The sequence below is a fragment of the Maridesulfovibrio sp. genome, assembly GCF_963677005.1.
Classification (GTDB): Bacteria; Desulfobacterota; Desulfovibrionia; order Desulfovibrionales; family Desulfovibrionaceae; genus Maridesulfovibrio.
The window spans coordinates 2817034-2838328 of record NZ_OY781616.1 but is presented as its reverse complement, the minus strand read 5'-3'; the positions used below and the strand labels follow the sequence as shown (position 1 = coordinate 2838328).

Annotated in this window: 19 protein-coding genes; 7 read left to right on the top strand and 12 right to left on the bottom strand. The window is 51.5% G+C overall.

Annotated features, from left to right (window positions below; genetic code table 11):
- Positions 1-99: 99 nt before the first annotated feature.
- The 7 genes from ACKU4E_RS12580 to ACKU4E_RS12550 form a co-directional block, all read right to left on the bottom strand.
- Complete coding sequence (locus tag ACKU4E_RS12580) at positions 100-1011, bottom strand: nickel ABC transporter permease (RefSeq protein ID WP_320171424.1); 912 nt, start codon at positions 1009-1011, stop codon at positions 100-102.
- The gene (locus ACKU4E_RS12575; RefSeq protein WP_320171423.1) at positions 1011-1721 is read right to left on the bottom strand and encodes a DUF1007 family protein; all 711 of its coding nucleotides are present in this window, start codon (positions 1719-1721) and stop codon (positions 1011-1013) included. Before ACKU4E_RS12575 ends, ACKU4E_RS12580 begins: the two co-directional genes overlap by 1 nt.
- A 19-nt stretch (positions 1722-1740) precedes the next feature.
- On the bottom strand, positions 1741-2325 hold the full coding sequence (locus tag ACKU4E_RS12570; RefSeq protein WP_320171422.1) for a TetR/AcrR family transcriptional regulator: 585 nt from the start codon (positions 2323-2325) through the stop codon (positions 1741-1743).
- A gap of 159 nt (positions 2326-2484) precedes the next feature.
- A complete protein-coding gene (locus ACKU4E_RS12565; protein WP_407944113.1) occupies positions 2485-3069 on the bottom strand; it encodes a peptidylprolyl isomerase in 585 nt (194 codons plus the stop codon).
- Between the two features lie 166 nt (positions 3070-3235).
- A complete protein-coding gene (locus tag ACKU4E_RS12560) occupies positions 3236-3586 on the bottom strand; it encodes an Hsp20/alpha crystallin family protein (protein ID WP_320171421.1) in 351 nt (116 codons plus the stop codon).
- 12 nt (positions 3587-3598) lie between these two features.
- Complete coding sequence (locus ACKU4E_RS12555; RefSeq protein WP_320171420.1) at positions 3599-4012, bottom strand: Hsp20/alpha crystallin family protein; 414 nt, start codon at positions 4010-4012, stop codon at positions 3599-3601.
- Between the two features lie 229 nt (positions 4013-4241).
- Positions 4242-4718, bottom strand: coding sequence for a hypothetical protein (locus ACKU4E_RS12550; RefSeq protein ID WP_320171419.1), 477 nt, complete (start codon positions 4716-4718; stop codon positions 4242-4244).
- 286 nt (positions 4719-5004) lie between these two features.
- On the opposite strand from ACKU4E_RS12550, the gene ACKU4E_RS12545 reads away from it, so the two are divergent.
- The 4 genes from ACKU4E_RS12545 to ACKU4E_RS12530 all read left to right on the top strand — a co-directional run bounded on the left by ACKU4E_RS12545 (position 5005) and on the right by ACKU4E_RS12530 (position 9407).
- Positions 5005-5445, top strand: a complete 441-nt coding sequence (locus tag ACKU4E_RS12545) for a universal stress protein (protein WP_320171418.1) — start codon at positions 5005-5007, stop codon at positions 5443-5445.
- Between the two features lie 430 nt (positions 5446-5875).
- Complete coding sequence (gene hisC, locus ACKU4E_RS12540; protein ID WP_320171417.1) at positions 5876-6970, top strand: histidinol-phosphate transaminase; 1095 nt, start codon at positions 5876-5878, stop codon at positions 6968-6970.
- On the top strand, positions 6970-7641 hold the full coding sequence (gene cmk / locus ACKU4E_RS12535; RefSeq protein ID WP_320171416.1) for a (d)CMP kinase: 672 nt from the start codon (positions 6970-6972) through the stop codon (positions 7639-7641). The genes hisC and cmk overlap by 1 nt, the downstream gene beginning before the upstream one ends.
- 290 nt (positions 7642-7931) lie before the next feature.
- Positions 7932-9407: an HAD-IIB family hydrolase gene (locus ACKU4E_RS12530; protein ID WP_320171415.1), complete on the top strand. Its 1476-nt coding sequence runs from the start codon at positions 7932-7934 to the stop codon at positions 9405-9407.
- Positions 9408-9493: 86 nt separating this feature from the next.
- Here the strand turns inward: ACKU4E_RS12530 and ACKU4E_RS12525 are convergent, their stop codons facing one another.
- Genes ACKU4E_RS12525 through ACKU4E_RS12515 form a run of 3 tightly spaced genes read right to left on the bottom strand, consistent with a single transcriptional unit; the run spans position 9494 to position 13248 of the window.
- A complete protein-coding gene (locus tag ACKU4E_RS12525) occupies positions 9494-10171 on the bottom strand; it encodes a DUF47 family protein (protein WP_320171414.1) in 678 nt (225 codons plus the stop codon).
- A 19-nt stretch (positions 10172-10190) separates the two neighbouring features.
- Positions 10191-11426 carry an anion permease gene (locus ACKU4E_RS12520; protein WP_320171413.1) on the bottom strand — a complete coding sequence of 412 codons (1236 nt, stop codon included), beginning with the start codon at positions 11424-11426 and terminating at the stop codon, positions 10191-10193.
- Between the two features lie 46 nt (positions 11427-11472).
- Positions 11473-13248, bottom strand: coding sequence for an ATP-binding protein (locus ACKU4E_RS12515; protein WP_320171412.1), 1776 nt, complete (start codon positions 13246-13248; stop codon positions 11473-11475).
- 363 nt (positions 13249-13611) lie between these two features.
- Between ACKU4E_RS12515 and ACKU4E_RS12510 the strand changes: the two genes are divergently transcribed.
- Positions 13612-13854: a phage regulatory CII family protein gene (locus ACKU4E_RS12510; protein ID WP_320171411.1), complete on the top strand. Its 243-nt coding sequence runs from the start codon at positions 13612-13614 to the stop codon at positions 13852-13854.
- Positions 13855-13871: 17 nt separating this feature from the next.
- Here ACKU4E_RS12510 and ACKU4E_RS12505 read toward each other — a convergent pair whose 3' ends face one another.
- The gene (locus ACKU4E_RS12505) at positions 13872-16610 is read right to left on the bottom strand and encodes a cyclic nucleotide-binding protein (RefSeq protein ID WP_320171410.1); all 2739 of its coding nucleotides are present in this window, start codon (positions 16608-16610) and stop codon (positions 13872-13874) included.
- Between the two features lie 155 nt (positions 16611-16765).
- Here ACKU4E_RS12505 and ACKU4E_RS12500 point away from each other — a divergent pair, with 155 nt between their 5' ends.
- Together ACKU4E_RS12500 and rlmN are read left to right on the top strand one after the other, a co-directional pair.
- On the top strand, positions 16766-18697 hold the full coding sequence (locus ACKU4E_RS12500; RefSeq protein WP_320171409.1) for a glycosyltransferase family 39 protein: 1932 nt from the start codon (positions 16766-16768) through the stop codon (positions 18695-18697).
- Between the two features lie 3 nt (positions 18698-18700).
- Positions 18701-19738, top strand: a complete 1038-nt coding sequence (gene rlmN, locus ACKU4E_RS12495) for a 23S rRNA (adenine(2503)-C(2))-methyltransferase RlmN (protein WP_320171408.1) — start codon at positions 18701-18703, stop codon at positions 19736-19738.
- Between the two features lie 305 nt (positions 19739-20043).
- On the opposite strand, the gene ACKU4E_RS12490 is transcribed toward rlmN, so the two are convergent.
- A complete protein-coding gene (locus tag ACKU4E_RS12490; protein ID WP_320170096.1) occupies positions 20044-21219 on the bottom strand; it encodes an ISL3 family transposase in 1176 nt (391 codons plus the stop codon).
- Positions 21220-21295: the final 76 nt, after the last annotated feature.

Below are 21295 nucleotides of genomic sequence, written 5' to 3'. Positions count from 1 at the left end.
CAGCAAAGAGAGGATCTGTCATGAAAAGAGTTGGCAAGAGAGGGCCGTTCCGGGCTTATCCTAGGCGGGCTGCCAGCATCATGGTGCCGAAGCCCAGTATCACCAGTCCGCCGAACAGGGACAGGATCGAATAAGAGTTTTTGATTTTACCGGAAAAGTCTGCTCGCTCCATTGTCCGGCGGGTGCCGGTTGCCGCGATGGCAAAAAGGGATGTGGTAATGCCCATCCCGGCTGCCATGCAGACCATTGCCGCAAGTCCGGCCGGAGTATCCCTGCGGAGAGTGTATACACGAGGATGATAGCCGCGCCGGGACAAGGGATGATGCCGGTCACGAAAGCCACTGCGGCTGTTTCTTTCAGAGTTGCCCCGCGAGCATTCGAGCAGTTGCAATTCCGTCCCCGGAAGGAAAACACGGCTTCTACGGTCATCCAGAGACCGATGGCGGCAATCAGGAGGAAACTTGCCGTCTGCATGTGGTTGTTGAAATTCTCAAACCCGGACATGCCGTTTTTCAGCAGGAGATAGGCCAGACAGACTGTGACCGTTGCCGATCCCACATGAACAACGGAGATAAGCCAGGACATGAACGCGGCAGTGAGAATGGAACCGGGGCGGGAAATGAAATAAGCACAGACTACCGATTTGCCGTGGCCGGGCCCCAGCGCGTGCACCGCTCCGTATGCAAAGGTAAAGGCCAGAAACAGCCAGAATGATTTGCCGAAATGGTTTTTCCTTATTTCAGTCGAGAATCCTGTCAACCGGTCCCTGATTTCTTTCTGGGCCATGGTGATCCGGGTCATGAGTGCGGTATAGAATGATCCGGCCGTTTCTGTCCGGATATTTACCCGTATTTCGGAATTACCGGCTCTGTCACCGGTTCCGGCTGAAGCCGAGGTCTCTTTTTTGGGCGTCAGGAAAGGGTTGGAGTCGCCCCCGGCGTACGCCAAACCCGATAAAAGAAGGAGCAGTACAGCCACAGACAGCAGGATGGAGGGTAAGATTTTATTCATCAGCGGGCAACGATTGTAAGGACTGCGGCATCAGGCACCATCTGCCCGTAAAAATAAGCCATTTCCGGTTCCTGTTCCAAAGTAAGATTAACCTGCATGTTCGAAGGAGTGGAGCTGATTTTGTTTTGGGGATCCATCTGTATGGCGGTATAAAAACTTTCGTCATACACAGCGACTTTTACGGTATGCGCTGAATCAGCAGCAAGATGCAAAGGGACGAAAAAGGTATAGACAAGCGTGGAGTCTTCCACAAGTGGTTTGAACTCGGTCGCAGTTATCGAGGAGACGCGGTTCCCGTCAACGGATATGCTGGTGAAGTAATTGAAATTCCGGAGGTTGATAAAGGCCCCGGATTCTATTTCTTTTGCCTCTTCTTCGCTGATTATGTTGTTGCGGTCCTTGTCGTAGTCTCCGAGAATCATGGCCGCGAACATTTTGTCGAACCACCATTTCTGGCGGATACCTTTAAGGCCGCTTTCATCGAATTCAAACGTCAGTGAACAATCCACAAATACATGCGGATGGGCATCTACCCTGTTTGGGGCGGCAAAAACAGAGATCAGAAAAAATGCAGCCAGCAGCATTAGCGGTCTGCATTCTTTGATAATCCTGTGGGGCGCAGCTTTATTTATCATGCGCAGACCATGAAAGAGGTCCTTGCTGCTGTCAAGCCCGGCATGGATGAAATGCCGTTTCTGCCTGCACGGCATTTCATCCTGCGAAATGTGATCAGTCCCTTGATTTCATGCTGCGGACAACAAATTCGGTTGTTTCTTCATACAGGTTCGGCAGGTCGTACGGAGACAGAAATCTGGTTCTGACCGTGCCGACGATGTTTGAGTAGACTATTGTAGTGGTATCATCAACGGACAGGGACCTGATTGATCCGTCCTCCATGCCCCGCTCCACGCATTCCCTGATTAAGTTCAGAAGCTGCTGAAACTTGATGGAAATGCGGGTTCTGTCCATATCTATCTGGACATCGGAAAAGGGAGAGCAGCGCAGCAGCACAGGGAAGGTGTTGCGGTGCTGCAATGTGTAGCTCAGGTAGCTGTTCATGAAAAGCTGTATGCCTTCTATGCCGGACCGGGCCTTGCGCATTTCACTTGTAAGGTACTCCATAAGGTCTTCTACAAGCGCTACTCCGGCCGTAACAAAGAGCTCCTCCTTTGTTCCGAAGTAGTGGGATACAAGCCCGAAGGCCACTCCCGCGCGTTCGGAAATCATTTTTACTGTTGTTCCTGCGTAACCGTATCTCCCGAATGTTTCCTGCGCGGCGTATAAGATCGCGTCTTTTTTGTTTTTACCTTTCATGGCCCCTCGCTGGCACAGTTTAAGGTTATATGTTTGCTCGCTTGGGCTTGTTTTAGTCTTCTTTACCAATGGGGTCAAATCTCCCGGGGTTTGGATGTGCAACAAAAAACCCCGGAACCGGGGTTCCGGGGCTTGAAGAAAACAGGGTTGGATCAGGCGTTACTGGTCCAGCACTTCAGCCTTGATAATCGTTACGGGTTTAACCGGAACATCATCGTAGTGGCCCTTGCTGTAGGTAACGACGCCTGCAATTTTATCGACCACTTTTTTTCCACCTAAAACTTTGCCGAAGACCGCATAGCCCCAGCCGGAACCGCTGGCGGATTTGAAGTTTAGGAAGTTGTTGTCGGCAACGTTGATAAAGAACTGGGCTGTTGCCGAATGCGGGTCGTTGGTTCTGGCCATGGCCACGGTATACTTGTCGTTGTAAAGGCCGTTGCGGGCCTCGTTTTCAATGGGAGCGTGGGTGGGGCGCTCTTCCATATTCTTATCCATACCGCCGCCCTGAATCATGAATCCCGAAATAACGCGGTGAAAAATGGTTCCGTCGTAATGTCCTTCCTTCACGTATCTGAGAAAGTTTTCAACGGTCTTCGGTGCCTTGTCCCGGTCAAGCTCAAGAACAATGTTGCCCATGCTGGTCTGCAACTGGACAAATACTTTGGAACCGGCGGCAAAGGCATGTCCGGACATCAGAAGCAGGCTGAAAAGAACGGATATCAATAAAATTCTGACAAGCTTCATTATAAATGCTCCTTCTCTGTAAGGGTTTCCTGCCGTTTACCAGAAAGCAAAGTGGCGGGCAAACCAGATTTATCGGGTGTGGGGACTCGGGTGTGGGGGCATGGAGGCTTTCGATCGGCTAAAAAAAAGGACCCGGTTTTCCGGGCCCTTTACTTTTGGTTGGTCTTTATTCAGCCGATATCTGAATCTTGCGGGGCTGAACTTCAGGGATTTTCGGCAGGAAGAGTTCAAGCACCCCGTTTTTGAGGTTGGCCTTGATGTTCTTGCGGTCCACAATATCCGCAACCGTGAATCTGCGGACGTATTCTCCGCCGGAGAATTCGCGGTCCAGGAATTTTTCATTTTCAGCGGTTGCGTATGCCGTCCTGCCTGTAACTACCAGCGAATTCTCTTCAAGGTCTATTTCGAGATTCTCGCGGCTTACGCCGGGCAGGTCCATATACATGTAAAAACCCTGTTCACTTTCCACAATGTCCGTTGCCGGGCTGAATTTTTCAATCTTTGCTTCTGTGCTCATAACAAACCTCCCTTATTCCACTGCGATGTCGACCTTGCGCGGTGCGGAAGCAGTTGCCTTGGGCAGCGCAATGTTCAGAATTCCGTCCTTCATGGATGCCGATACGTTATCCGTATCTATGTTCGTATTTATGGAAACTATCCGCTGAAAGACTCCGGAAGGCCTTTCCTGACGAAAGTATCTTCCTTCAGGCAGCTTGCGCTCTCCCTTGATCACAAGATCCTTGGCTGTAACTGTTATTTCGACGTCTTCAATTGCAACGCCGGGTACTTCCGCATGAACGTATATGTTGTTTTCATCCTCGGTAATGTTCAAAGGAGGGTATGAAGCTCTTCTCCTTCTGTAATGGTGAGGATTTAAGACGTCATTGAATATTTTGTCGAACTCATACGGAAAATTATAGAATGAACCAAAGTCGATAACCATATGAAACCTCCTGTAATTGTCGCTTGTTCAAGAAATATACACTCAAATGTTCTTGTCAACAACGCACAGTGCATTTTTTTGATGAAAATTATCCGGGAGATTTAACGGTTCGAATTCATGGATTGGAACGCCAGGAAACAGGCGCTGAAAAAAGAAACCGCGCCACCCGTAAAGGATGTCGCGGTTTTCTCACGCAGCCCGGCTGCGCAGGAGACAGTGCGGCCAGGGGCTACACGTAATCTCCTCGGTTAAATTTGATCTGTTCGGTTGCGGTCATTACTTCCAGTTCGGAGACAATGGAACCGAGTTCGGGGTTTTCGCTGGCAACTCCGGGCCAGTCCTTCTTGAGCGATTCAACTCCACCCTGAATCCCTTCAAGAGTACTGTAAGCCTGCTTCAGCCCGTCTTCAGACCCGAGCTGCTGCGCATAGTTTTCCAGCTTGCCGAAAAGTTCTTCCACCTTGCCCACGAATTCCCCTTCACTTACCTGTGAAGATTCTACAGGGGCTGTCTGCTGCACCTGCAGAAGAGGATTCATGGCTTGAAGACCCGGCACTGTGGGAATAGTTGCAGTCTGGCGGGTTTCGCCCTGCTGCACTTCCTGATTCAGGAATTCCCCGAAAGCCGCCCCGTCCACCTTCTTGGCCTTATTGGTCTGCTGCTGTTGCTGCTGTAAGGCTTCAATCTGTTCAGGACTTATCTTCATAATTTTCTACTCCTCAGCCTTTGGTTTCGTTTTTTACTATGCAATGAGCTTGCCAAAGTCTAGAGTTTTGACAAGATATTGATTTTATTAGATTTGATATTTGTATGTCTCGGCAAAAATTTCCTGAGACAAGTTTATAAAAGTTTAGGCAAGACATTTTTTCCATCTAAATTGTAAATCACAAGAAAATGCTTGTCCATGTCTTGTCATTTCCGTTAATCTTTAGGTAGGAAATTTTGTATTGCACTTTTTTCCATTTCCCAAATGAATAACAGGGAGGATTAATATGGTAACTATCAAGAAGATTTTGTGCGCAGTGGACTTTTCCGAACACAGCCCTGTTGTAGCTGACTACGCGAGCACCTTGGCAAAGACTATGGGCGCGGAAATCCTGTGCCTGTACGTGGCTCCTTCGCTGGACCAGTACGTGGGCTTCCATGTTCCGCCGAGTTCCATCGAGAACTTTGTCGGAGAAATCGTCACCGGGGCGGATTCCACCATGGAAACTTTTATCGAGGAAAACTTCAAGGATGTAACCGTTAACGGCAAGGTTGTAACCGGTTACGCCGCTGAAGAAATTCTGAGTTTCGCAGCGAGCGAAGCTGCCGACCTCGTTGTCATGGGTACCCATGGTCGGGCCGGTATTGATCGCATCCTGTTCGGTTCCGTGGCTGAAAAGGTCGTTAAGTCCTCAAAGTGCCCGGTGCTGACCGTAAGGCCTGCATAACCATTACTTGATAGAGTTCTATTGACATCGGTAGGTTGAGGATTAACTTTAGGTTATAGACAATCTCAATCAGATCGGGGGCGGATTTGCCCCGTTTTCCTCGGTCTGGCCTCCTAACCCCAAAGTCCCCTGCCCGGTTTTCGGACAGGGGGCTTCCGCTTTTTTCTGCTCGAATTCCGGCGCAGCTTTTTTTGACAAATCAGGCGTTCCAAACTACTAAAGTCCCATCAACCCCGATCTTGCCGAGGCAACCCGGCCTGTGCCTGCAAAGGGCCTTGTCCCTGCGTTGAAGAAACGGCTTCAGCCATGTCCTGTTATGATCGTTTTGTCAGTGTCTGCCGGGCCGGTTCATATGCGGCAACCGGTACGAAGAACGCGCCGTTTTTTTCGCTTCTTTCGGGGAAATTTACCATCTTGAGAGGATTCCTGCATGTCCACCATTCAAGTCCGTCCAGATATGATGGATTCAAAAGCCTATGCTCCAGGTCTGACCATTGAGGAAATCAAGGAAAAATACGGTCTGGATACAGTCATCAAACTCGCCAGCAACGAAAATCCGCTGGGTGCTTCTCCCATAGCGCAGAAGAGCATTATAAAACATGCCCCTTATGTTTTCAGATATCCGCATAACGGCAACCCCCGGCTGAACCGGGCCATTGCGGAACGGGTCGGTGTGCGTGAAGATCTGATTCTGAGCGGTAACGGGTCCGACGAGGTCATCGACCTGCTGGTGCGCATCAAGGCCCGTCCGGGTCAGGATGAAGTGCTTACCTATGAATCCTGTTTCAGCATGTACAGGCTCATGTCCAAACTCTGCGGCATAAAATTTCGTCAGATTCCGCGCGCCGCAGGACACAAGCAGCCCCTTAAGGAGCTTGCTGCGGCCGTTACCGAAAGAACGGCAGTCGTGTTCATTACCAGCCCGGACAATCCCACAGGCCTGGCCGTGACCGTGCAGGAAATGAGTGAAGTAGCCGAATCCATACCGGAGGAAACTCTTCTTGTAGTTGATGAAGCCTACGTGGATTTTGCAACTCCGGCAGAGACCTACGACATGCGCGGCCTGCTTGAACGGTTTCCGAATGTGGTCCTGACCAGAACTTTCTCCAAGGCTTACGGCCTTGCCGGCTTGCGGGTCGGGTTCGGCATAATGAGTTCGCAACTGGCCGATTTCATCAATCGCGCCCGTGCTCCTTTCACCGTGAATCTTCTGGCCGAGGAAGCTGCAATCGCCGTTCTTGGAGACAACGCTTTCTATCAGACCACCTTGGACGTGGTTCACCGGGGCAGGAAACTGTTTACCGAGGAATTGCGGGCCATGGGCTGTGAGGTGCTTGATTCACAGGCCAATTTTGTCATGTTCAAACCCACGCGTGATGCCGGGGAGGTCTTTGAGGAACTTCTCAAGCGCGGAATAATTGTGCGCCCTCTGAAGAGCTTCGGTCTGCCGGAATATATCCGGGTGAACATGGGCACTGATCATGAAAACGCCGTTTTTCTCAAAACCCTGAAGGAGATTCTTTAATGACGGGACCGTTCATCATCACACTCGACGGTCCTGCCGGGGTAGGGAAATCGTCTCTTGCCAAGCGCCTTGCCGACCGGTTCGGCATCGCCTATCTGGATACCGGAGCCATGTTCCGGGCTACGGCCTGGAAGCTGGGCGAAGGGGCCTGGGAATGGGAGGCGTTGAGAATGGAGACCGCCCTGAAAGAATTGGAATTCTCTCTCTCCGGATGCGGTGCAGGCTCCGTACTGAGCCTGAACGGAGTGCCCCTGACTGATGAAATCCGTACTGAAACAGTAGGCATGTGGGCCTCCAACATGGCCAGAATTCCGGCTGTACGGACCTGCCAGAAGGATGCCCAGCGCAGCATCGGGGCCACGACTTCCCTCATTGCCGAAGGGCGCGACATGGGAACGGTTATTTTCCCGCAGGCTCCCTGCAAGTTTTTTCTTGATGCCGATCTTCGTGAAAGAGCCCGCAGACGTTTTCTGCAACTGCAGGAAATGGGGCGTCCGGCGGATATGGAAGAACTCGTTGAACAGATCGGCGCTCGCGATGATCAGGACCGCAACCGCAAGGTAGCACCGTTGAAACCGGCGGAAGACGCAATTCTTGTCGACACCACCAGTCTCGATATTGAGGGCGTGTTCGAAAGATTGGTCGCGGAAGTTGAAAAAAGGAAATCCTGATTCGGTCTGAGCTGCCGCACTAAAAAATATTGCGGATACACTAACGGGGTGTATGAAAGTCGTTTGTGACGAAATATCCTGATATATGAACCGGGCGGGGTATGAACTTTATTTTGGCAAAGGCAAGGATCGATTCTCTGTAACACAACGGTTGCCGGACGGTCCTTGCCAAGTAAGATTCCCGCCTTATTTTTCTGAGGGCAGATTTTTTCATGCTTAATGGCCGCGCTGTGCGGATGTTTCTGTCCAGAGTTCACTCCAGCCCCGCCGGATAACATGCCGGATTTAAAATGAATAAAAAAATAGTCCAGACGGGTAGCTCCGTTAAATCGTCCGATATACTTAAGGAAATATTTCCCGATCCTCTGGCTCCCACAGCCGGAACTCTTGATGATGCCCTTGCCGCATCATTCTATCCCGAAGATTCAACCCGGCTGGCCCATATGCGCCAGGCCTGCAGCACTGCGCAGAGGATTGTTTCCCAGACAGGCTGCGAAGGAGAACTGGCCGGGAAGATCACCACGGCAGCCCTGTTTCACGACATCGGCTATTCCGAGAAGCTCAGCAGAACCGGATTTCATCCGTTGGACGGAGCTGTCTATCTTGCGCATTGCGATGCGCCGGAAGATATTGTCGAAGCGGTTCTCTGGCATTCCAGTACTCCGGTGGATATTGAATACAAGCCGGAAATAAAGGAAATATATGACCGGCTGCCGCGCCCGGACCTGCGTGGTCCGGTTCATTCCGCTGTGCGGTATTGCGATTTCAGGACTTCCCCGGTGGGGGAACCTTTTTCCTTCGGGCAGCGTATTGTGGAGCTTGAGGGCCGGTTCGGACTCGGTTCCATTCCTCCGCAGACCGCACGCAGGCTTCTTCCCGAAGCCCGCAGGGTGCAGAACATGTACTCCAGGGAAATTGCCGGACAGCAGCACAGAAATCTCCCATGGATTTTCTGCGACATTGACGGGACTCTCATTGAACCGGGTCAGTCTCTGGACCGGCGGTCGCTTGCCGCGATCAACCGCTACACAACTGCGGGCGGCAGGTTTTCCCTTGTTACCGGCAAGCATATGATCAGCGTGCCGGAGCTCATACAAAGCGTGGGCAGCCATAACCCCCATGCCGGGGTCAACGGGTCCGTCATCATCCGTGACGGCAGGATAAGCCTGTTCGGGGAAACCGTGGAGCCCTGCGAAGAGATCGAAAATATTCTGCTCCGGGAAAACATAAACTACGCAACGTACGTAACCGACGGCATCTGGAGCCGTTCCGACCTCAGCGCCGAGCAGATCAATGCTTTTGCCATGGTCGGCGAGGTTCTGCCGCAATCCGGTCCCACCCCGTTGGCGAACGGGGTCATCAAGATTCTGACTTTTTCCCATCGCAGCCAGCGCAAACAATGCGAGTTCGTCCGTGCGCTTGCCGCTGAATTCGGTCTGAACTGCGTGCGCACCGGTGAGGAGTTTCTGGAAATAGGGCCTGCCGGGCACGGCAAGCATTCCGCCGCTATGCAGATCATGAAGGAAGCAGGGTGGCCGGATCTCAACTCAATCGCAATCGGTGACAGCGAGAATGATCTCTCTCTGTTCGCCCGTGCCGGGCTGAGCGCTGCGGTGGCAAATGCCGCTCCCGAAGTGCTGCCCGCTGCGGACCTGCATATTCCGTCCTGCCGCGAATGCGGGGTCGCCAGACTGCTGGACGCACTGCTTGATTCCGCAAAGGACGGACAGTGGTCCATCCCCGCGAACTGGCTTGTTGATTATTAATTTGTTCTGTCTGTTCAAGACCGAAAAACCTCCGCAGATCAGCTGATCTGCGGAGGTTTTTCTTTTTTATATATGGTCAGCTATGGCTAGCGGGCAACCATGGCTCTGAGAATATCGGCGCATCCTTCTGCCTGATGAGCCATTTCGTTCAGGCAGTCGACAAAGTGCATGAGCTGGTAAATATCCTTGAAATCCATATCGGAATTGTAGATGCGGTTGGTCAGGGCCTTGCGCAGTTCAACTGCCCGTGCGCAGTGTTTGCGCACTCTGCGGAATTTGTTCTTGGTGCTTTCGCGGTCTATCGATTTGCCGTCCACCAGTTCTATAGTGGCCTTAAGCGCAGGGCCGAGGCTTGTTGTGGTATCGTTGACTTCCGAAAGCAGCAGGATCAGGTCCTTCTGATATTCCGACGGGATGGCCACCTTGCGCATTGCCAGCCAGTGCAGAGCTTCCTGTGCATTGTCCAGAACGTTATCCTGGCTGCGTGTGTAGTTGAAGAACAGGGTCTTATCCACGGACATGAACATTGAATGCGGCAGATGGTTGCGTATGGAGCGTTTTATTTTGTCAGCCTGTCCCTCGACCGTGTCTATCTGCTGGATGAGTTCATCAAAGTCGCGGCAGGTGTCGTTCCCGGCGACATAGCATTCCACCGAGTCATTTATGATATGAATGCACTCGGCGATTTTTTTGTAATGCTTGACCAGCCCGTCCATAGGGTTCTTGTTGACGATAATACCTAAGAAAGGAAGACGAAAGTGCATAGTGTTCTCCTTGTGTTATCTAGATGAAAGCCCATTTCAACAGGCTGAATATCGTTATGCTTGTAATTGCGGCAATAGGTACTGTCAGCACCCAGTACAGAACTATCCTGCCGAGAATGCTGAAGTTGACCGCCGAAAATCCTCTGGCCAGCCCTACTCCTACAACTGCGCCGACTGCCGCATGGGTGGAAGAAACCGGGAGCCCCATATTGGAAGCGGCCAATACTGTGGAAGCCGCTCCGAAGTCAACCGCAAATCCTCTTGTGTTGGTCAGCACAGTTATTTTGCTGCCCACGGTTGCCATAACCTTGTGACCCAGCAGTGCAATACCGATGGCAATTCCAAGTCCACCCATAACAAGCAATCCCACGGGAACATCCGCTTTGGCAAGCAGAACATGCTCCTTTGCGATCAGGTAGATGGCGGCAACCGGTCCGATTGCGTTGGCAACATCGTTTGCGCCCTGCGAAAGGGCCACGTAACAGGATGTCCCGACCTGAAGTCTGCGAAATGTGGATTCCACTGCTTCGGCACCTTCTTCCGGGTCTCCGACAAGTTTATTTACGGTAAGTCTGCCGGCAAACCAGACAACGGCGGCAATGGCAAAAGCCAGTGCCAGCGAGCCCAGGAACGGGAGTTTGAGTCCTTTGCCGACCGGTGTTTTGTAGAGGAACGAAAGCGCAATGAGCAGAACCGTCAGCCCCATCCAGATGGGAGCCCATTTTTTGGCCTGGTGGATGAAGTCTTTTTTGAAGAGAATGGTTTTCCTGATGTGGGTGAAAATGGCGTAGGCAATGGTCGCGGCAAAAAATGGTGAAATAATCCACGACATGACAATGCCGCCCATTTTAAGCCAGTTGACTACGTCCGGGCCGCCTGCAACCAGACCGAAGCCCAGAATACTGCCGACAATGGAGTGGGTCGAAGAGACCGGCAGAGCCGTCATTGTAGATATGAGCACCCATACTCCGGCAGCAATCAGGGATGAGAACATGCCGATCATGATTATTTTGGGATCGGCGATGGCAGCAGGGTTTATTATGCCCTTGCTTACTGTTGCGGTAACGTGGGAGCCCAGAAATACCGCTCCCACAAAGTTCAGTGTTCCTGCTATAAGCACGGCCTGTTTGATGGATATTGCCTTGGCGCCCACAGCCGAGGCCATGGAGTTGGCCACGTCGTTTGCGCCGAGGTTGAATGCCATCATGAACCCTGCAAACAGGGACATGTAAAAGAACAGATCATAGATATCCATGAGAGATATTCCCCTTGTTGAGAACCATGTGATGATTCACGGCCTTTCAGCCGTCAGTTACCGGGAGCTTCACACAGAATGAAGAGCCGGTCCCTGTTTTGGCGTCAACCGGGCTTTCCACCCATATGTCGCCGTTGAAATTGCGAACCAGGCTGCGGCAGAGGGCCAGTCCCAGTCCGGAACTGCCGTTGCCCACAGCGTTTTCATCCAATTTGAAGAATCGTTCGAAAATTTTTTCGCGGTGGTCCGAAGCTATTCCCGGACCTTCATCAACAACCCTGCAGATCACATATCCCTCTTCCACCCGGGCTTCGACGCGGATGCGGCTGTCTGCCGGGGCGTATTTGACGCCGTTTTCGATCAGATTGTCGAAAATCTGGACCAGTCCCTCGTCCGTGCCGCAGACATGGACATCGGGAATCTCGCCTTTTTCGATGGTGATATTCTTGCCCGCAGCAAGGGGGATCAGGTTGTTCACGCTGTGCTCAATGCTTCCGGGAAGGTCAGTCGGTCTGGTACGCAGCTTTTTGCCCGAATATTCACTGCGTGTAAGGGTGAACATGCTGGTTATGACCTTGGACATGTGGTTGGCGTTGTCCAGTATGGTCCCCAGAAATTTGGCGAGTATCCTGCGGTCTTCGGGAGGATTGTCGATCAGGGTCTCGGCATAGCCCTTGATGCTTGTAAGCGGGGTGCGGAGCTGGTGAGAGGCATTGGAAACAAAGTCCCGCAGGATTCTTTCAATGCGCCGGACCTCGCTTATGTCGTGGAAAACAAGGATCAGTTTGCGGCGGCCCTTGTAATCCTCGTAAGAACACACGGTCACGTTCATGGACCGCCCGTCCGGAAGTTCGATAATCAGGGAGTCGGAAGCGGCATCGTTGTCCGGCTGCAGTATGCGGTCTACAGAATCCTGAATTTCGTGTCTGGTCAGGACCTCAAGGGGCATCCTGCCGATCATGTCCCTGCTCTGCGGGGCGATTTCCTGCATGGAATTGTTCACGGCCTCTATCCGTCCCTGAGGATCAAGAACCATGATGCCTTCCTTCATGTTTCTGAACATGGCGTCCAGCTGGTTCTTCTGGTCTTCGATGATGCGGATATGTCCCTGAATTTTCCGGGCCATGGTGTTGATGGAATCTGCCATCATCTGGAATTCACCGCCGGGAATGATCCGTATGCGCTTTCCGTAGTCTCCTTCCCCGATGGCTCTGGCCGTGTCGGAAACTTCTTTTACCGCAGTGTTGGTCCGCGACCCGATGAATTTGAGGCTGAGTGCTCCGCTTGCCGCTATAACAAGCAGAAGCAGGGTGAAATGGATTTTGATTCTTTCCAGACGCTCGCCGATAACAGAGTAGGGCATGGCCACACGGAGAAAATCACCTTCCCTTTCCATACTCTGGGCAACGTAGAGCATGCGTTTTTTCAGGGTATTGCTGTAGCGTATGTTTTTACCTGTTCCAGATGCTTCAGCTGCGATTACTTCCGGGCGTCTTGAATGGTCGTCAAGTTCGGAAAGTCTGTTCTCATCTACGTTGGAGTCCGCCAGAACCTTACCTTTTCTTATATAGGTGATTCTTATACCCAGATTCTGGCCTAAGGCGGTTATTTCATTCTGGTACGCAGAAGTTCCGGGCGTTTCAGGGCTGTGACTCACTTTCCAGCGCACAAAATGCATGAGTCTGGTGGTGTTCTGTCTGCTGTAGCCGGTAAGTTCATCGGAAACGGTCTCGTAATAGGACCAGAAAGTCAGCATCAGGGCGCAGAGCATTACTCCCCAGCCCCAGAGCAGAATTTTCATGTGCAGAGATTTATTCGGCAAAAAGAGAATCCTCCACCGTTCCGTTGTTACAACAGCTGACCTTGTGTCTCCGAACTTGTCACAAACGAGTAACAAGCATGTAAAAAAAGTTAGGTCAAGTTTTGTTACAAAAGGCTTTTTTATGTGTAACTTATTGAAATATTATTTTTTGTTTGTGGGATTGATCTTCCGGTCCTTCGGCGCATTTGTTACAATACAGTGACAATTGAGTTTTGTCAGCACTGCTTGCCGTCTTGAGCGTAAAATATGAGCGGGGGAAGTGATGGCGGATGGCCGGTGCATGACTTCACCGGTTGTGGGTTTCAACCTTTTGGGTTAAAGGTTTGGTGCTTCGGCAGTAGTTAAATTAAAGGATTGAAAGTGATGACGGATAAGATAGATAAAGCAATTCAGGATCTTGTGATGAACGGTCCTGTCCCGTTGGAGGAGCTTGCCGACAAGCTTGGCAAGACGGTCAAAACACTTGTTCGCGAAGTGAATCCTGATGATAAGAAAGCTAAGCTTGGAGCCGAGACTCTTGTGGAAATCATGAGAATCACCGGCGGGGTTGAACCGCTGAGGCTTATGGCCGAAGAGCTTGATTACATGATAGAATCATCAGAATAATCTGAAAAAATGAACTGTTATCCCCCGGTTATCTCTGAAGTTCCCGGGATCAGCCAGGGGCTGCTTTCATACCTGAAAAAGAGTTGCAGTCCGTTGTAGTTGTCGTAGTCCCCGCCCATGCCGTATTCTTCCTGCAGCAGTACTTCAGGCATGCCCGAAGCCAAGTTTGCAGGGGGCACCGCCTCCGTTCCGTTAGTCGTTTTTACGGTTTCATTTTTTTCGTCCATTCCACTGTTTTTCATATGCATATGCTTTCGTGCTGCCGCGCGAACCTTTGGGTTTTGCGTCCTTTCTGCCAGATCACACAGTTTTCCGTCCTGTTCCTCTGCCGGGAGGGCTGTGAATATTTTACCCAGTTCGATTGCCTCCGGAACCTGTACAGGGTTGTCTGCGGCTTCATCGTAGAGGTCGTCTGCTTCCTCTTTTCTGTCCAGAGCAAGGTTTACCGCTGCCTGGTTGTTAAGCAGCCGCGCATGCTCCGTGGAACTGTTCAGGGTTACTGCCAGGGCGTAGAGAGATCTGGCCCGTTCCAGTTCCGGGACGGAGTGGCGGTATAGTCCGAGCAGGGCATGGGTATCGGCCTGAATGGCCACTGCCCGGTTGCGGTTCAGATCGTTGGAAAATGTGGCCCTGTCCGCCCGCTCCAGTGCCGCGGCGATTTCTTCCGCGGGAGAAACAGCCATTTCCCGTATCAGAAGGTTCAGTTGCAGGAATCTTGTTTCCGCTGCAGCGGAAAAAGCAAGGGGTTCGCAAAGCATCTGGCGTACTGCTGTCCTGTCCGGAGAGCTTGTTGAAAAATAATATTCGGCAGATTTTATCAGCTGGTCGTCCGGTTCCTGCCCGGATAACAGCACAGTCCTGTTGTACATTGCATCCAGCGCCTGAGTGTCGGTCATTTTCGGATAGGCCAGCCAGTGATCAAGTACCTCGATTCCGTTTTTCAGCAGCAATGCACGGGGCCGGTTGAATCTTTCGTACCCGACAGCGCACTGTTCCGCCCTGGGCAGCAGGAACCGAGTAGCGGCTGCTTCCTCGGAATCGCGGCCGTCTCTGCGGATTGTCGGCAGTGCTTCTTCTGTGATCCTTTCAAGGGTGTATGCAAGCGACAATTCGTAGAAAAACCGGTCTTTCCCAGAAAGGCGGGCCGCCCGTTCAATATAGGGCCTTACGGAAAGCAGATTTCCGGTGCGCTGAAATGCAAGCCGTGCAAACCCGGTGAAGGGCCGGGCATCATCCGGATGGGCGCTGTGGAGCTCGTGGAATAGCGGTTCTGCAAGGTCCGGGCGATCAAGCAGGATGAGGGCGTTCCCCTTGCGGAGTTTCTGATCGAAGCTGTCACCGTCTGTTATCGACAGGGCGGTTTTACACAGGGCGTTCCAGTGTTCGAGACTATTGATTTTTCTGCGCAGCCCGGATGGCAGTTCCGGGTCTTCCAGCATTGATTTGAGCATGCCGGAGGCCGCATCTCCTCCTTTGCTGTCCAGGTTGCTGTACTGCGCTTTTGCAGCTGTTATGAGCATTTCCGGGCTGACCGGTAGCGAGGAGTACGCTGTTGCCGCAGCCAGCAGAGGAGCGGCTCTGGTCAGGTCTTCTGAACTTACAGCCTGTTTTCCGAGGGCAAACAGCACCCAGGGCAGAGCCGGGGAGTGCGGATGGTCCGAATATATGCGGGCGGCCAGAATTGTCATGGCATCCTGTGCGGCCGCCTGCGCTTTACCGAGAAATTCTATGCGGGCCAGTTTGCGGCTGAAGGATCGGTCTTCCGGCCCGGAAGCCGGTTCCCGCTGCAGCCTGTCCGTAAGATTCTGTACTGTACGCCGGTCTAGAACAGAACACAGTTTGAGCAGGATGATGCACATATTCCGGCAGGAACTGTCATAAACATATATCCGGTTGCGGATTGCAGCCGCCACTTCGATCAGTTCCTCCATTGCTTCCGGGGAGTCCTTTTCTCCCTGCATGGAAATCTGTTCGAGTATTTTTTCGGCCCGGTATGCCAGCATTTCCCCGCTTATTTTTTCCGGATGAGGAAAAGCAAGCTCTGTTGCTAAGCTGTCCGGGAATTCAGGGAGTTCGTTTTCAGGGGCCCCCAGGATGTTTGTGAGTACATCCCTGCCGGGTCCGGGCATCCCGGAGGCTGAGAGCATGAGGTTTTCCTTGACGGAAATTTTGACTTTGCGGCCGTCTGCTCCGGGAATGAGGAAAATTCTGACCTGTTCAAACAGGCCGCAGTCTTCAAGTATTATGCGTGCGGCGATGACTTTTTGCGGAGTTGCCTCTTCCCCCGGAAAAATTCCGGAAAGGGCCATGATTGCCCCCGGTGCCATCATTACGTTTCCGCTGATATCAACGGAGCTTACTTTCTGAACGGAAAGGAGTCCGTAAATGGATTTGGCCAGTTTTTTCGCCGCTGGAGCGGACGTTTTACCTCCGACCTGTTTTCCGTTGATAAATACATCCGGTTCAAGATGGAAGGTGTCGGTAAGCATGGCGGAATAGGATGTTCCTTTGCGGCCTGTATTCAATATTCCGGAAATCGTGTATCGGGCGTTTTTCGGTACGGCGGTGCTGTTGGCGCAGTTCAGGCCCTCGCTGCACACAGCTGCATGCAGGAATTCGGTGAATTCCGGTGCGGCTGTTCCGTTCTGGTATTGAAAGTCGCCTATGGAGAGCAGGGGAGCGGCGGACACTGCGGCTGGGCAAAGGCCCATCGCCAACAACAGGATGATAAGGTTTGAATAAAAACAGGAACGCATGCCGGCCTCTTTGATATAACGTGAAAAGTTCTGTATTAACCGGTAACCCATCAGCCCCATTTAATCCAGTCCCGCGGCTTTCGACTTGTCGGGAAAACTTTGCTAGAACGGGACAGCCCAAGGGCGCTCCGCCAAAAATAATCAGGATATAATTAATGACCGAGCAAATAGAATCAGAAATGGATGGATTCTGCAGCAGGCACTGGACCTTACTTCTGGTTCTGCTGCTTGTTTTTTCTGCTCTGGTGTCGGGTTACGGCACCTGGCTGAATTACTTTTACGATATTGATGAACCGAAATATGCCCGGGCTGCTTACGAAATGGTGGCCCACGGCAACTTTCTGGCTCCCATGTTCGACGGAATGCCGCGTATGGAAAAGCCGCCGCTGGTATACTGGACCATGTTCCCCTTTGCCTGGCTGGCCTCCCATGTTGACCTCGGGGCAAGCGGACTTTTCCTGATGCGCATGCCTACCGTGATCTGTTCCATGCTCATGGTGCTTGGTACTGTCATGATCGGACGCAGGCTTTTCGGGCCGGCCACCGGGCTTTTGTCCGGGGCTGTTCTCCAGAGTTCCGTACTCTTCAAATTCATGGCGGTGATGATAAAGGTCGATGTTGTTTTCGCCTGTTGCGTCACCTGGGCTTCCTATTTCTATCTGCTGTATTATCTGGGTGAGAGGAGTCGCAGAACAGCTCTCGGCGGGGCGGTACTGACCGCTCTTGGGGTTCTTGCCAAAGGTCCTTTTGCCTTTTTACCGCTGGCCGGTCTTGTCCTGGCGGAAGGGATTCGCTTCAATGTTGGAAAAATGCATGAATCCGGTAAGATGGTGACATTCCTTTCTTCTCTCGGACCCCGTGGTGTATTTGCTGCCGCATGGAAGGATCGCGGAATTCTGCTGCTGTGGTTTGCTGCCGGATGTATACCTTTTTTCCTCTGGCTGTGGGGAGCGTGGCTCACCAGCGGATTTGATTATACTGCCGGGCTTATCGGGCAGTTCTTTTTGAACACCTCCACCAGCGAGAGCAAGGCCATCGCAAAGTTTGCACGTCTTGATCCGTATTTCGATACCCTGACCGTCATTTTTTTCCCTTGGGGCGGCTATGTCTTCGGAACGGTGTATGCAGTCTGGAAGAGTCTTCGGGAGAGATTCAACGAGAAATATGTTTTCCTGGCCTGTTCGTTTCTGGTCTACCTGCTGGTCTTCACCCTGCTTTTCAAGCTCAAGTCCAACCGCTACATGCTGCCGGTCCTCCCTCTGCTTTCGGTGATGATCTGCGATTGGCTCATGAACGCAAGTCGGGATAAAAGCTACAAAACCATGTTCGAGATGGGCTTCATCTGGCTGTGCTCCATGGCAGCTATGCTCGGTTACCGCTCCTTTCGGAGTGGAAATGTCAGTGTCAACCTTGCCGACGGTGTGCCGGTCGGGCAGTATATGGATCTGATGCTTCCTTTTTTCATCGCGTTGGGCATTTTCTTTCTGGTACTCCTTTTTGCAAGCATAAAGCAGCATGAGTTCCCGGCCCTGCACATAGTTTTGGGAGCGCTGGCAATTGCAGCGGTAATGCCGTTTTACTATAATGCGCTGCCTTCCTATGCCTCGGTTGCGGACAGCAGACCGCTGCCGATAATGGGCCAGTCCGTTACCGACAGGATGAAGCCCTTTGCGAATTCGGATACTCTGGTCATTCACCGGCCGTTTTTTATCAAGACCTACCCTGACGTTGTCTATTTCCTTAAAAAGCTTGATGCCGGGGCGAAGTGCATGTACTCGCTCGGTTCCGAAGCTCCTCCTGAGCAGATATTGCAGGCCATGGTAAAGCCGTCAATGGCCGCGGAACTTTTCAGGCGTGAGCATAATGATGCGGAAAGATTTCCGGCATATGAGTATTTCAGCAGGACTGAATTCCGAAACGCCGTCCTTCTTCTTACCAGCGATGATTATGCGGGATTTCTCAAACTTTTCAGGGCGCTGCCGCAGAGAGTCCGCAGTATTATCAAGATAGACGAGTTTGATGTGTTAACCGTGAAATGGGTGAAGCAGAGAGTTTACATCGTGCGGATAAACCCGGAGAAAATATAAGAGATGATAGATATCCTTGATTTGGAATACGATGCGCTTGAAAGCTTCGTGGTCGGGGAAATGGGTATACCGCGTTTCCGGACCGCTCAGATTTGGCAGTGGCTCTGGCAGAAAGGCGTGGATGATTTCGACTTGATGACCAACCTTGCCAAAAATCTTCGTGAAGAATTGAAGAGCCGGGCTGTTATCAGGCATCCGCAGGTGGATGTTGTCCAGACCAGCAGGGACGGCACGGTCAAGCTTCTGCTTCGTCTGGATGACGGTGCATTGGTGGAAACGGTACTTATTCCCATGGACGGCTATTACACACAGTGTCTTTCCACGCAGGTCGGCTGCGCCATGGGGTGTACTTTCTGCAATACGGGGCTGATGGGCTTCGAGCGCAACATGACCATGTCCGAGATTTTAGGGCAGGTGCTGGCCGGACGAGGCTACCTGCTGCGCAACGGATTCCCTCCGCTGAAGAATCTGGTTTTCATGGGCATGGGAGAACCTCTGCTCAATCTTGACAATCTGATTCGGTCTCTGAAGACGCTCAACAATCCGGATGGGCTGAATTTTTCGCGCCGGAGAATTACTGTTTCATCTGTAGGCTTTTTAAGCCAGTTGGAAATTCTCGGTCGGGAAGATTTGACTCTGCCCGCCATCTCCCTGCATGCTCCCACTCAGGAGTTGCGGGCGAAGATTATGCCCAAGGCTGCCGGAACACATATTGATGATCTGCTGGCGGCCATGGATCGTTATCCGCTCAGGCCGAGGGAACGGGTAACGTACGAATATCTCCTGCTTGGCGGGGTGAATGATTCCCTTGAACACGCTGCGCAGCTGGTCCGCCTGCTCGGACATCGCAAATGCAAGGTCAACCTCATTGCTTACAATCCCGGCGACCGTCCGCTTTACGACGCTCCGTCCGAAGCGACTGTGCTGGCGTTTGAAAAATATCTCTGGAAGAAAAAGGTCACCGCTACCATACGCCGATCCATGGGACAGGATATCAAGGCTGCCTGCGGGCAGTTGAAGGCGGATCAGCAGAAAGACTGATCAGTATAAATAAATGAAAATTCGACCCCGGGCAGGATTAATCTCTGTCCGGGGTTTTCTTATTTAAATAATAGCTCATGAGATGATTTATGTAGTATGCTTACCGGTAGTATCGTGGGGTAGTGTCATTTTCATGGGATCCAGGGTCGGTGGTAGATGAAACTAATGAATGGCGGTATGGCGTTGACGGCGGTTATTCTGGCCGGTCTTCTTGTTTTGGTTTTTGTCGCCAATCAGGGGTCTACACCAAAGAAAGGGGCACAAGCCCGAATGATCAAATTTCCAACCGTTGATTTTCTTCTCGACTACCCGCACAAAACCCGTACACGCAGCCGATAGTTTTCGAAATTTCTAAATCCGTATGCCCGCCTCTGGATAAGTTTCATCTTCCGATGAAATCCTTCGGTTGTTCCGTTGCTTTTACCGTAACGAAACATCCGGGCCACTTCCTCTTTCCAGCTATTCAGAGTTCTGCCCAGCGTTCGAAGCGGAGCAAAAGGACTCTGCTGAAGTTGCTTGATTTTATCAAGCAGTTCGAAAATGTATTTTTTGCAGCTACGGCCATTTTGTGCCCTAACTCTGAGCAGATCGTTCAGTTCATGGCAGAAGTGGTAAAGACTTTCGATTGCCGGTTGCGCCTCAAAATATTTAGATAAAAGCTCTTTCCTTTTGTCTGACAAACGGTCCTGCCGACACAGCATGGCCCGCAAAATTCCACCCCGACCATACGAAATATTTTCTTCATCGATCAGCTTGCAGGTCTTGCTGAAATGCTGGTTCACCAGCCGAATTACGTGAAAGCGATCCGAAACAATCCGGGCGTTCGGAAACCAGGTTTTGACCATATGCCTATAAGCAGAATTCATATCTATACAAACTACTTTTACCTTACTCCGCCCTTTAAGAGTCCTGAGAAAGGGAAGTAATTCAGCGGCACTGCGGCCCATGGCTATGTCAAAAATTTTATTGTTTGCAAGGTCGCAAAACGTGGTTGCAAACCCCACTTTGCGTGTGAAACGATGCTCATCAATTCCGAGATACCGAGGACACTTCCAGTTGCTGCGCTGTCGGACTTTTAGATTGATGACCTGATGATAAAATCGCTCCACGCTGGAAACTCCGATTCCGTTTTCACTGGCAATGGTCTTGTTACATGATCCGTTGTTGTACTGCCGAAAAACTTCGCGCTTTAAAATTTCGGTAGAGCGGCTCCACTTCTTAATCCCGTCCATACGGGTGTTGAAATATCGACCACAATCCTTGCAGTGATACTTGTGGCACTTTACCCGCAAAATCGATGCGCGCCCGTTATGCGGAATGCTCTTGATAAATCGCCTGAACGTATCCTTGATCCGAAATGAAGAACTTCGGCACCGAGGACAAATTGGCTTGCCTGTCCACTCTACCTCAAGAATTATCGGAAAATACGACACCACATTTTTGATTGCAAAATCGGGCAGGCCGATTAAGATTCGATCCATAAATTGATCTCCTTTCTTTGGTCGGAAATTTGATCAATTTATAGGGCATATCGAGTCGGTTCGGTATGCCTTTCTT